The 12,760-nt window shown below is 45.7% G+C and carries 12 protein-coding genes and 2 pseudogenes; 1 reads left to right on the forward strand and 13 read right to left on the reverse strand.

The features are described from left to right. Window positions 1–153, forward strand: a pseudogene (locus tag FTU50_RS15575) (IS110 family transposase); the annotation flags it as partial. Window positions 154–190: 37 nt separating this feature from the next. Here the strand turns inward: FTU50_RS15575 and FTU50_RS11380 are convergent. From FTU50_RS11380 to FTU50_RS11440, 13 genes and pseudogenes are all read right to left on the reverse strand, one after another. Next, window positions 191–1,009: pseudogene (locus FTU50_RS11380) on the reverse strand (PQQ-binding-like beta-propeller repeat protein); the annotation flags it as partial. Continuing rightward, window positions 1,006–1,710, reverse strand: coding sequence for a tetratricopeptide repeat protein (locus tag FTU50_RS11385; protein ID WP_005182401.1), 705 nt, complete (start codon window positions 1,708–1,710; stop codon window positions 1,006–1,008). The pseudogene FTU50_RS11380 and the gene FTU50_RS11385, both read right to left, overlap by 4 nt. A gap of 30 nt (window positions 1,711–1,740) precedes the next feature. Beyond that, entirely contained in the window at window positions 1,741–3,036 is a 1,296-nt protein-coding gene (gene hisS / locus FTU50_RS11390; RefSeq protein WP_005182398.1) for a histidine--tRNA ligase, read from the reverse strand. Window positions 3,037–3,039: 3 nt separating this feature from the next. Beyond that, the gene (ispG, locus tag FTU50_RS11395) at window positions 3,040–4,161 is read right to left on the reverse strand and encodes a flavodoxin-dependent (E)-4-hydroxy-3-methylbut-2-enyl-diphosphate synthase (protein ID WP_005182396.1); all 1,122 of its coding nucleotides are present in this window, start codon (window positions 4,159–4,161) and stop codon (window positions 3,040–3,042) included. A gap of 22 nt (window positions 4,162–4,183) precedes the next feature. Further along, window positions 4,184–4,972, reverse strand: coding sequence for a helix-turn-helix domain-containing protein (locus FTU50_RS11400; RefSeq protein WP_127799074.1), 789 nt, complete (start codon window positions 4,970–4,972; stop codon window positions 4,184–4,186). Beyond that, window positions 4,963–5,760 (reverse strand): type IV pilus biogenesis/stability protein PilW, encoded by a 798-nt coding sequence (gene pilW / locus FTU50_RS11405; protein ID WP_104470591.1) that lies wholly within the window; start codon window positions 5,758–5,760, stop codon window positions 4,963–4,965. Before pilW ends, FTU50_RS11400 begins: the two co-directional genes overlap by 10 nt. 35 nt (window positions 5,761–5,795) lie before the next feature. After that, complete coding sequence (gene rlmN, locus FTU50_RS11410; RefSeq protein WP_180046238.1) at window positions 5,796–7,031, reverse strand: 23S rRNA (adenine(2503)-C(2))-methyltransferase RlmN; 1,236 nt, start codon at window positions 7,029–7,031, stop codon at window positions 5,796–5,798. 122 nt (window positions 7,032–7,153) lie between these two features. Further along, window positions 7,154–7,585, reverse strand: coding sequence for a nucleoside-diphosphate kinase (ndk, locus tag FTU50_RS11415; protein WP_180046240.1), 432 nt, complete (start codon window positions 7,583–7,585; stop codon window positions 7,154–7,156). Between the two features lie 108 nt (window positions 7,586–7,693). Further along, entirely contained in the window at window positions 7,694–7,894 is a 201-nt protein-coding gene (gene iscX, locus FTU50_RS11420) for a Fe-S cluster assembly protein IscX (protein WP_005182385.1), read from the reverse strand. A 94-nt stretch (window positions 7,895–7,988) separates the two neighbouring features. Then, window positions 7,989–8,540: a phosphatase PAP2 family protein gene (locus tag FTU50_RS11425; protein WP_016659534.1), complete on the reverse strand. Its 552-nt coding sequence runs from the start codon at window positions 8,538–8,540 to the stop codon at window positions 7,989–7,991. A 32-nt stretch (window positions 8,541–8,572) separates the two neighbouring features. Next, complete coding sequence (locus tag FTU50_RS11430; protein ID WP_163142800.1) at window positions 8,573–9,856, reverse strand: glycosyltransferase family 1 protein; 1,284 nt, start codon at window positions 9,854–9,856, stop codon at window positions 8,573–8,575. A 167-nt stretch (window positions 9,857–10,023) separates the two neighbouring features. After that, window positions 10,024–10,443 carry a hypothetical protein gene (locus FTU50_RS11435; RefSeq protein WP_005182377.1) on the reverse strand — a complete coding sequence of 140 codons (420 nt, stop codon included), beginning with the start codon at window positions 10,441–10,443 and terminating at the stop codon, window positions 10,024–10,026. 14 nt (window positions 10,444–10,457) lie between these two features. Then, window positions 10,458–12,758, reverse strand: a complete 2,301-nt coding sequence (locus tag FTU50_RS11440; RefSeq protein WP_180046242.1) for a fimbria/pilus outer membrane usher protein — start codon at window positions 12,756–12,758, stop codon at window positions 10,458–10,460. Between the last annotated feature and the right edge of the window lie 2 nt (window positions 12,759–12,760).

The following is a 12,760-nucleotide window of genomic DNA, read 5'->3' on the forward strand; positions in this document are numbered from 1 at the left end:
CCACACATTGAAGCTTTATATCAACGATTATTAAGCCAGGGTAAAAATAAAATGTGTGCTTTAGGTGCTGCAATGCGCAAGCTTATACATCTGTGTTATGGCGTTTTAAAACATCAGACTGCCTATCAAAGAGATTATTTATTGGTCGAATAATCTCAAAACCTGATTGACTACCAAGACGGTATCTCAGGTCTTCGCTCCAAACCACTTGCTGTGAAGCCAGATCAGTGACGGTCACCTGGCCCTGGAAGCTGGTAGTGACCAGGAACTGACCAGCTACTACCGGATCGCCATCAATATCATTTAAACGCTGAATATCGGAGCGACCTTCACTGATGGCCACACGGCGCTGCATACGCGGCGTACCGGTCACCACATCAATTGCATAAATATAAGCATTGGCGGTTGCTACCAGCACGGTACGCGGATCAACCGCTACCGGTGCAGCGCTACCACGCAGGCTAAACTGGACATTCGGCAAATTGTAAGTCCACATTTGCTGGCCAGTCGCCAGGTTATGCGCATAGACAATACCATCATTGCTGATGGTCACCACACGGTTGGCATGCACCAGCGAAGGTGCCAGAATGGCGCCAGTCAATTGTGCGGTCCATTTTTTCTCACCTGTAGCCTGATCCAGTGCAAACAGTTGGCCTTTCTGATTCCCAACAATCACCAGACCTTCTGCCGCTTCTACACCTGAGCTGAGCCCCTGTTTGCTGACTTCGGTCTGCCACAAACGCTGCTTGCCACGATAGGCTGCTACTTCACCTTTAGGATCAATATTAAATACCACGCCATTATCGACATCTAGCTGTAAACGCAGCGGATCTTCTTCAGCAGTCGATGAGGTGTTTTGAGAAAATACAGGCACCAGGGTTTTGGCCTGTTGCAGTTTTGGCAAAGGATTCGGTTTTACTTTTTCAACTTTAATGCTGTTGCTTGAACAGCCAACCAATGCAAGGCTTAAAACAGTTAGTGCAAACGGGATCTTATATTTTCTATTCATTCAGTTTCATCCACTTGTGTGTCGATTACAGGACGTTCAATTTCAGGATCATCAACTAAAACGCCGACACTTTCGAGTTTAATTTGTAAAATTTGACGTTCCTGTTGACGTTCAAGTAACGCATTCCATGCGTTCTGATACGCTTTTTTGGCATTTTCAATATCATTTTTCGCCACGTACACATCACCACGCGCTTCTTCAGCTGTTGCTTTAAAGGCAGGATCGTTGACGGCAGACAAGGTTTTCAGTGCCTCATCATATTTCTTTTGTGCCAATTGCGCATAGGCCAAACGCAGTTTTAATACCTGCATTAAGCCGGCATCATCGACTTTAGAATTTTCAACTTTCTTTAAGGCTTTTTCTGCACCGGCATAATCGCCCTGATCATAGGCCAGTTTCGCCATTAAGAACTGGGTCTGAATGGCCTGGACGGAATCTGGTGCTTCTTTCACAATCTTATCGGCCGTGGTTGACAGATTCTGGAAAGCTTTGTCATCGCCTTCAGCCGCACGCGCCTCGTCCATCAGTTGCTGGACTTTGGCGGTGTTGGTCTGATCTTCAGCCAGGTTTTTCTTCTGCCAGTATTGCCATCCGAAAAAGGCAATCAGCGCAATCAAAATCCCGCTAATAATTGCAGAACCATATTTCTTAGCGAATGATTTTAAATGATCAAGTTGTTCATCATCACTTAATGCGCTCATTGAATTACCCTTTTCCTTATATTCTTTGGCTTATTTTGAAGAAAATTTTTCAATCATAAATGGCACAATCTCTGCCACAGCTACATCCAACTGCTCGGCAGTGGCCAGTTCTTTAACGGCGAAGCGCTGGTTTTCCCACTCACGCTCACCCAGAATTAAAGCATACAGTGCACCCGACTGGTCGGCTTTTTTCATCTGGCTTTTCATCGAGCCTTGTGAGCCGACTTTCAGGCGAATGGCACTACCACTGGCTTCAAGCTGGTCACGAATCTGCTCTGCCAGCACCAGTGCTTTACCTTGTGATGCCGGATCGGCCACCAGGAATACTTCACAATCGCGGCTTGGGCTGTTGTCTTCGACCTGTTCCAATAGAAGCAATAAACGCTCCATGCCCATGGCAAAACCAACTGCCGGAACCGACTGTTCTGGCTTGCCTTTTAACTGCCCCACCAGACCATCATAACGGCCGCCGGCACACACTGTCCCCTGTGAACCCAAATGGGTGGTGGTCCATTCAAATACAGTTTTGTTGTAATAATCCAGACCACGGACCAATTTTTGATTAATCACGAAGCTGACACCGGCATCAGTCAGATACTGCTGCAACAGGGCAAAATGCGCCATGGTGTCTTCACCCATAAAGTCGTGAAGTTTTGGTGCATTTTCCAGGATGCTTTGAGTTTTGGCATCTTTAGAGTCCAGAATACGCAGCGGGTTGGTGCTTAAACGGCGCTGAGAATCTTCATCGAGATCGGCTTTGTGCGTTTCCAGGAACTCAACCAAGGCGGCGCGATACGCGGCACGTTCATCTGACTCACCTAAAGTATTCAGTTCAAGTTGAACTTTATCTGCAACGCCCATACGTTTCCATAAACGCGCGGTCATTAAAATCAGCTCGGCATCCATATCTGGGGTAGCGACACCAAAAGTTTCCACACCAAACTGATGGAACTGGCGATAACGGCCTTTTTGCGGTTTTTCATAACGGAACATTGGGCCGATATACCACACGCGAGGCGTTGCACCGCGCAGCAGGTTATGCTCAAGCATGGCACGTACACAGCCTGCCGTACCTTCCGGACGTAAAGTCAATGACTCTGGCGGATTGCCTTTGTCCAGGAAGGTGTACATTTCTTTTTCAACGATATCGGTTGCATCACCAATGGAACGCTTGAACAGATGGGTCTGCTCAACCATCGGCAAACGGATTTGCTGATAACCATAAGCATCCATAAGACTGGACAGATGCTGTTCCAGACGTCTCCAAGCCGGGGTCTGGGTTGGGAGAATGTCATTAAAACCTTTGATTGCGACGATTGAACTCATGATCTACTCAGAAAAACCTGTGCGAATAATCTCTTTTGACTTAGCTTCTTCAAGCTCTTTAACACGTTGACGAACCATTGTTTCGATTTCATCAACCAATTGATTGGTATCAATTAAATGGCTCTTTTCACCATTACGATACACCAGTGAACGCGGACTTGCACCTACCACGCCAATATCAGCTTCTTTGGCTTCGCCCGGACCGTTAACTTTACAGCCAATCACCGACACATCCATTGGAGTGCGGACATCTTCCAGACGCTCTTCCAACATCTGCATGGCTTTAATCACGTTAAATTCCTGACGTGAACAGCTTGGGCAGGCAATGAAGTTAATGCCATTAGAACGCAGGCCGAGCGATTTTAAAATATCAAAGCCAATTTTGACTTCTTCTTCCGGCTCTGCTGCCAGGGAAATACGCATGGTGTCGCCAATGCCTTCCATCAGCAGGCCACCTAAGGCAATCGCTGATTTCACCGAACCGGTCCGATAGATTCCCGCTTCAGTCACACCTAAATGTAGCGGATTATCAATTTGCTGCGACAGCAAACGATAGGCATCCATGGTTAAAAATACATTCGATGCTTTCACCGAGACCTTAAATTCCTGGAAATCCAGACGGTCTAAAATATCAATATGGCGCATGGCCGATTCAAGCAAGGCTGCACCGGTCGGCTCGCCGTATTTTTTTTGAATATCTTTTTCCAGTGAACCGGCATTGACCCCAATCCGCATGGAAATATCATGATGTTTGGCCGCAGCCACCACTTCACGGATTTTCGCTTCCGAACCGATATTACCCGGGTTAATCCGCAGACAGTCAGCACCGAAATCGGCCACAGCCAAAGCAATTTTATAGTCGAAGTGAATATCAGCCACCAAAGGAACAGAGACCTGCTTACGGATTTCACCAAAAGCCTGTGCGGCTTCCATGCTTGGTACCGATACCCGCATGATGTCTGCACCAGCATCAACACAGCGCTGAATTTGCGCAACCGTTGCAGCGACATCACAGGTTTCGGTATTGGTCATACTCTGAATGCTGATTGGCGCATCACCGCCCACATAGACTGAACCGACACGAATTTTACGGGTTGGACGGCGTCGAATTGGATTCTCAATCATGATTTCGCTCTACTCTGTGCCATTAAGGCGACAAACGGAATTCCGCTTTGCCATTGACGGTATATGGAGACAATGAAATATTTTCATTGTTTAGACTTAATGACACTGCGGTTGCATCATCTAAACGAATCTGAAATGGTGCCTCACCAGTTAAATTCAAGCTGGACGCCTGACGGCCAGTGGCCAGCACCTTCCCGGTCGAATCCACAATATGAACCGACGTCGGACGGTTAAAGCTTAAAGACAGCTGATCGCCGGTCACGGCACTGCTGTTGTCTAAATTAATAATTTCGACATCAGACATTGGCACAATATTCTGCTCAGTGTCGCTCGACTGCGAAGATGACCAGTTTTGCACGGCCGCGATGATAATCCAGATTAAGGCCAGTGCCACTACCGCCAGCGCAATACGTTTTAACCATTTGCGGTTACGGTCACGATTCGAGCCAGGCAGTTTGCCCATAATTTTAATTGGGGAATTATTCAGGGCATGATTCGGCAGCATGCCGGTATCATTGGCATAGATTTCATCAAAACGCTGGATGATACTGGTGGCATCGACTTTTAAATATTTGGCGTAGGTGCGGTAATAACCCTTGATAAAGGTCGCTTCAGGCAGTGACTTGTATTCATCCTGCTCCAGCGCCGTCAGGGTTTTGACCGGAATATTCAATTCTTGCGCCACATCTTCAAGCTCAAGCTTCTGATTTTGACGGATTTGACGCAGATACTCACCTGGGCGTTGGATATTTCCTAATGCATTGGGCGCTACATTTGTATTTGATTGCGGTGAATTAGGATTTACTTCCATACGGCCTCAGTACTGTGCTGTAATTGCAAATAACGTTGATATTCCTGGCTTTCAGGGAACAATGCCCGAAGCTGATTGACCAGCACCTGCTGTCCCAACTGATCGCCATTTGCTCGTGCAACACGGATCCCAATCCACAATGCACGCGCACCTTGATTTTTTTGTCCCACAGCACGCACAAACTGTTCATACATTCTGGATGCTGCAGGAGTCTGCTGGTTGAAATAAAAAATTTCCGCCAACTCTAACATTGAAACATAGGAGTCACGGTTCGCCTGCAGAGCCTGCTTGAATGATTTTTCAGCATTCGCCATATCGCCCAGTTTCAGGTAAATCCGCCCCACGTTTTCCAATGCACGAAAACGTTGATCATAACCGAGTGTTGCCCCGGCAATACTCAGCTGTTCAATGGCATCATTATAGCGTTCAACCTGATACAAATACGTACCATAGTTGTTACGCGCCTGCGCATTGTTCGGATCGGCAGAGATGGCACGCTTAAAATACGTATCGGCCTTCTCCAGATTCAGCTTGCTTCCTTCTTGCTGTAGCAGCACGCCCATCATCATATTGGCCATGGAATCACGCGAATCTGTTTCCAGCGCCTGATCCAGGGCACGTTTGGCCGAGTCTAAATCACCCGATTTTAAATACTCGGCCGCCAGCTGGGTACGCACCTGAATTGCCTTTTCCGGATCTTTCGGACTTAAAGTAGGAGTTGTGGTTTGACAGCCGGTGCTCATCCATGCAGCCACACACAATGTGCTGATGGTTGTGAATTTATACATCAACTTAGTCAATGGACCTCTCCCCCTAAATTTAATTATCCTTGAGAGCGCATAATTTCATTTCGCTCTGCAACTTTCTTTTTCCATTGTTCCGCACGACGGGTACGGTCTGCCACCTGTCCCACCAGCTGGCCACACGCTGCATCAATATCATCACCGCGTGTCTGACGAATCGTACACACAAATCCGGCATCAGACAAAGTTTTTTGGAAAGAAATAATCCGGTTCCGGCTTGAACGGCCATATGGCGCATGCGGGAACGGGTTAAACGGAATTAAATTGATTTTGCTTGGCAGGTCTTTGAGCAGCTTGATCATCTCTTTGGCATGTTCAATGCTGTCATTCACGCCATCGAGCATGACATATTCAATGGTCACGTGCTTACGCGCACTTTCGTTGCCATCTTTTTTGATATAACGCTGGCAGGCTGCAATCAGCTGTTCCAGTGGATATTTCTTGTTGATTGGCACCAGCTCATTGCGCAGTTCATCGTTGGTGGCGTGTAAAGAAATCGCCAGCGCGACATCAATATCTTCAGCCAGCTGGTCAATTTTTGGCACTACACCCGAGGTCGACAGCGTTACACGGCGTTTTGACATGCCATAGGCGAAGTCATCCAGCATAATACGCATCGAGTTTAAGACCGCATCATAGTTCAGCAGCGGCTCGCCCATGCCCATCATCACCACGTTCGTCACCGAACGCTCACGATCCGCGATAGGCACATCTTCCATATAGGAATAGTTTGCCATCCACAACTGACCAATAATTTCCGCTTGGGTTAGGTCACGTTGGAAGCCCTGTTTACCAGTTGAGCAAAATGAGCAATCCAGTGCACAGCCCACCTGTGAAGAAATACACAGGGTCTTACGTGAACCAGTTTTATCTTCTGCTGGAATCAGTACGGTTTCAACCAGTGAGCCTTCCCCATCACCCACACGGAATACCCATTTACGGGTACCGTCTTTGGAGAAGTTTTTATGCACCACTTCTGGCGCTTTAATTTTACAAATCTTTTCCAGCTTTTCACGCAGCTTGCCTGAGATATTGGTCATCTCAGAAAAATCAGTCACGAAATACTGGTGAATCCATTTCATCACCTGCCCGGCACGGAATTTCTTCTCACCCATATCTTCGAAGAATTTTTCCATTTGCGGACGTGACATGCCAAGTAAGTTCACTTTCTCCACAGTTTTTTCCTGTGCAGGAGCGGATGGAGTGTGTTGCTGTGCATCAGAAACGGCTGATACAGCGACTGCTTCAGTACTCATGTGTGTTACCTAAACCATGTCTAAAGATGAAAGGAGAAGCTCAATATGTGAGCAAAGGATTATTCAGAGAATAAAAAAACCAGATAAGTATAATAACACTTATCTGGTTTGAATACTGCGTATTAACGAGTACGTGGAGCAATCTCAGTTTGAGCGAAGAAGTAGTTAATTTCGCGGTCAGCAGATGCTACAGAGTCAGAACCGTGAGCAGCGTTTTCGTCGATGCTTACAGCGAAGTCTGCACGGATAGTGCCAGGAGCCGCTTCTTTAGGGTTAGTTGCGCCCAGGATTTCACGGTGAGCAAGAACTGCGTTTTCACCTTCAAGAACTGAAACAACCACTGGACCAGAAGTCATGAACGCAACTAAGTCAGCGAAGAAACCACGTTCTTTGTGCTCAGCGTAGAAGCCTTCAGCTTCAGCTTGAGTCAAGTGTTTCATTTTAGTTGCAACGATTTTAAGACCCGCTTTTTCAAAACGTGCGAAGATTTCGCCGATTACGTTTTTAGCAACTGCGTCTGGTTTAACGATAGATAATGTACGTTCGATAGCCATGATTGGCTCCTTAAAGTCAAAGTTGACAGAAATTTTGCCGCATTATACCGAAAAATGGGCTTTTTTCTGCGTTTAATCTGTAAAAAAATCGGTTTTTTGAGGTCGCTGTTAACGTGCTTCGTCAATCCATGCCATTTGAATGGCTTCTAACAGACCTTCGGTTGACTTGGTCGGATCATCTTCAAAATCTGGAAGTGCACAAACCCAGGCATGCAGGTCAGTAAAACGGATCCATTGCGGATCGACATCTGGATGTGCTTCATACAATTCAATAGCGATATCGATGCTATCTGTCCAACGTAAACCCATGTCTATTCCTAAGGCAGTTTAGTGTGATGCACTACTTTAGCAAATTTTGCAAATGCTGTACCAGCTTTGACAGGCCGTACCGCCGGTGAATGGGCTATAGCGCAATTTCCAGATACGGCGCAGCCGAAATAATGCAGCTGGCCACCAGACCGCCAATTAGTGCACCGACCGCCACATCACTTGGATAATGCAGCCCCAGCACCATACGTGATAGCGCCACCAGAATGGTAAAAGGTAACATCAACACCAGCAGTAGCGGCTGAATATAGCCCAGCACTGTGGTAATCATGACCGCATGCAAAGTGTGACCGGAAGGAAAACTAAAGTGATCAAGCGGACGCTCGCCCAGGCGGATCACCTGATGTACCTGATAAGGACGGGGACGCACCGTTTTGCTTTTAAGCAGTTTATAGATGCCCGTACCGACCGATCCACCTAACAGCAAGTAGATAATCTGTAATCCATACAGCAGACCCTGCCATAACCAGACTGTGGCCAACATGACATACCAGAATAAACCGTCGCCTAAGCGGCTCACCACTTTAAAGAAATAAGCCACCCGTTCGGAGTGGGAAAAATGATTGAGATACAAACAGCCTTTCAAGTCGAGATCAAGTATTCTTATTTTTGCATTTTTAAGTTTCATTCTATGCTCTCCTTTAAGCTTGAGCTTAAAATCTAGGTCGTCATATGCGACTCCTGCACCACCCGATAAAGTGCCTGTTCAAATTGTTGGATCGGATATTGCCAGCCGATATGCTGGGTAGATTCACGGGCTTTTTTACCCATCTGTCTTAATACTTTTGCGCTTGGTAACTGATAAATCGAACGCATAATTCCGGCGACATCACCCAGTGGACTAAGCCAGCCGGTTTCATCTTGCTTGACATGCAAATTGGCACAAGCATAGTCATACGCCACGACTGGCAAGCCGCTGGCCATGGCTTCAAGCACCACATTACCAAAGGTTTCTACCTGACTGGCAAAGACAAACACATCGGCACTAGCATAAGCTTCAGCCAGTTTTTGTCCGCTTAAGCTGCCCATAAAAATGACTTCGCCATCGGTGTTCAGCCCTTCCAGACGTTTCAGGTCCGGACCATCGCCTACTACCACCAGCTTGGTTGGATATTTGGCAATGGACTGCATGGCCCGATAGGCATCAATCACCACATTCACTTCTTTTTCTGGCGACACCCGGCCCACATAAATCAGCACCCGGGTCTGTTCATCGGCGCCCCAACGTAAACGTAAGGCTTCTGAACGATGTTGCGGTGAGAACCTGTCGACGTCGACCCCACGACCAACGACCACCAGTGGGCCTTCCACACCAAACTGGCGTAAAGACTGCTCGGTATCGGTACTGGGTACACAGGTCAGTTGCGTATTGTTATGGAACCAGCACAGATAACGCTGGATCGGTTTAACCAGAAAAGCCAGGTCAAAAAAGCGGCTAAAGTCCTGAAAGGCAGAGTGGAAGCCGCTAGACACCGGAATCTGCTTGGATTTTGCCACCTGTAACGCAGCCAGACCCAGCGGCCCTTCGGTCACCACATGCACGATATCTGGCTCAAACTCATCCATGGCAGTGGAGAGTTTATAAAGCTGTGGCCAGCCAAACTGCAGATGACCATATTTCGGAATAGACTGCGCCTTGACCAGACATTCTTTGTTGGGACTAAAATCGGTACAAGGTTGTTTTTGTTCAGGACGAATCAGTAGAATTTTATGTCCCAGTTTTTGCAATCCTTTGCACAGTTGTAATAATGAATTGGCTACACCATTAATTTCTGGCGGCCAGGTTTCTGTCACTAACGCAATTCTTAAACGAGGTCGCACCAGCTCTTCAATTTCAATGACTTCATTAATCGCGTTTTTTTGTTTTTCCTGTTTAAAATAAAATTTAAAATTCTCAGGAATATTAGGCGACTTTAATACCAGTGTGCGTGAAGACGCTGACATCCGCGTATTCCTCTGTTGTTGTTGTCTGCCCAGCATAATCCTTACAGTTTGCAGTTTTATGATAAATTCATGAAATTAATTTCATACTTGTATCAAACTCGTGGTATTGCACCCGCCTGGTTAGAGCCTTGGAAAAATATTCGATATTTCCAATATTTAAAGCATAATTAAAACATCAAATTAATATATAGACTGTCCCGGTATACACCGGCAGGTGTTCTTGCCGTTGGACGTTCCATTAATTGTACCAACACCACAAATTTATCTTGACCAGTGGGAGCCTGACTAAGCGGAACATTCCAGCGTGAAGAGCTGGCACCACTAATATTCATCTGGGTTCTGAGCTTATAATTCTTCTCATTCACCAGATAACTGCTGCCTGTACTATTCACCAGATTTCGGCTATTAAACTTAATGGCATAACGACTATCACAATTCACCGAAAAGGAAGTCGCAGCCTGACTTAAATAAGAGGCATTCAAATTTAATTGGGTTGCCGTTAAACGCTCGATTTGGCATTGTCTCGCATGTGCCAGAGACAGACTGCTGCTGATACAACAGACTAAAAACAGTACACTCGCTTTCATTACCCCTACTCCTTTTATTTACACACAAGTTCAACTGGTACAGTTATATCTTGTGCCTGAGCTGAAACCTGTAATACAGCACTACAGGTTTGCGCCTCTCGGGTTTTAATCCGGACACTATAATTCCCTGGAATCAAGCCATATAAAGTGACCGTTCCATCCGAACCAATCGGATAAACCTCGCCACCTTCATTGTTAATATGCAGCTCTGATCCCGGTACAAAACTGCGATTTTGGACATCTACCGGCCGGATACGAACCTGTTTAGCATGGAAAACCGGGAAATTGATTTTGTAGCCGCGCTGGTTTAACGCGGTAATTTGTTTACTTGAATAAAGAATTTTATCTTCGATAGGTAACTGGTTTTCATCAAAGGCGATGTCGTATTTCACATAAGGAATAATGTCATGCACAAAGGCATAGCCGTCTTTGTTGGTTTTATCGACATAAACCAGTGAGCGTAGAATATCAATATCTTGATAATCCCCGACTTTGACCAAACCAAAAGCATGTTCAACAATTTTGGTAAAACTTAACTGATTACCCAGCCAGACAACAGCACCACGATAAGCCAGTTGCGAGTCACGCGTTTCCTTGCCCTGAACATGGTAAAAATCTAGATCACCTACCTTGGTTTTCAGCAGGCCATTTACATTATAAAGTGTGTCATCATTGCGATGATTCACACCGACAGCATAGTCAAAGCCGACCTGACTCGAGTCACTTTTCACTAGCTGCAGGTTGGTGTTCTGGTCTGCAGACTGACTAAAATAGACGGATTTATCATTATCAAAATTATAACTAAGAGATAATATCCCGCCAGAATCTTTACGATCGCCAAAAGCATTGAAATAACTGAGCCCGACAGCAAATCGGCGTCCAAAATTCCGGTTAAATCCGACATTGATCACCCGCTGGTTCTGCTGTTCAAATTCAGGATGATCATAGTATTTCTGTTCAGCATAGTTCAGATTAATATTGTGCACATAAGGCACATTGGTCAGCCCTAAATACACCAGATTTTCAAATTTTGGATAATTCGAAACATTGTCCAGATCATCGCCTAAAAACTTAAAATCCCGTTCGGTATACTTGGAACTGGCACCCAGTGAAAAATTCCCGAAATCTTTGCTGGCGGATAAACCATAGGAATAGTTCATCTGATTCCGGTCATCATGCGAGGCCATGACCACACTGTCTACAATTAAAATATTACTGATGGCCTGAGTCCACATAACCCCTGCATTCTGAATATCTTCACTATAGGACAGGTTGGTTCCCAAGGTGGTTGCGTTAGACAGCCCCCTGCGGTAAAAGCCATTAACAAAGAAATCCCGATAATCGCTACTGTCCAGATTGTAGTTATAACGCAGCTTACCTAAGGCAATATTATATTCATTCAGGCCATCACGTAATAAACGGTTAGTGACCAGCACTGGAAAAGTTTGCACACTGCGATTACCTAAAACATCTTCAACTACAATTTGTGCATCACCCGCCTGCTGAATTTGCGCCCCTGTTTCCAGCATGTAATCACCCGGGCTGACTTTCTGGCTATAAATACTCACCCCGTTAATAAACAGCTCAACAGTAGATGGAATACGCGCGCTACCCTGTAAGGTTGGAATATTCCAATAGACAAAACTTGGTCGCTCGGTGTAGTTGGTTCCCCAGTTTAAACCGGCAAAACGCAAAGAGTTAATTAACGGGTTATAGGTTGTTGTGGTGTCGCCCAGGGTTAGACGGGTCATGCTTTCCGGAAATTCCAGATCAAAACTGCTATTTAAACGTACCACCTGCTCCTCGACAGAGGTATTCTGATACAGCACCGAATTCTTGAGAATCCAGTAATCTTTAAAGATCCCCAACTCGGCCAGACCACTATAAGCTTCATTTGAATCGCTGTTGGCATAGACCCAGTCATAATTCATAAAGCCACCAAAACTGGCTTTTTCAGGAATCACTTTCTGGTTAAAAACGTTTAAATCGGATTGAAAATAGTGAGTGGGGATGGTTAATTTAATGGACTGCGATGAACTATCAAAAACCGCTTGAATATCGCCTTCACTGACCAGACAGAAATCCGCACGCTGCTGATGTTTCTTTAACTTCTGCACTTGAATTTGCCGTTCGGACAGCACATCACAACCCATATAATAATGCTGCCCTTCTGTGATTAAAATAATATCAGTATGATGATCAAGTTCATTAATCCACAGATTGGCAAGACTTTCTTCTACCGGATTTTCATTCGCATTCGCTGCGAAGCTAAATAAAATATGAACAACAATAAACCACCGATTTTTTATATTCATCG

It is taken from the genome of Acinetobacter sp. YH12112, assembly GCF_013418945.1.
GTDB lineage: Bacteria > Pseudomonadota > Gammaproteobacteria > Pseudomonadales > Moraxellaceae > Acinetobacter > Acinetobacter indicus.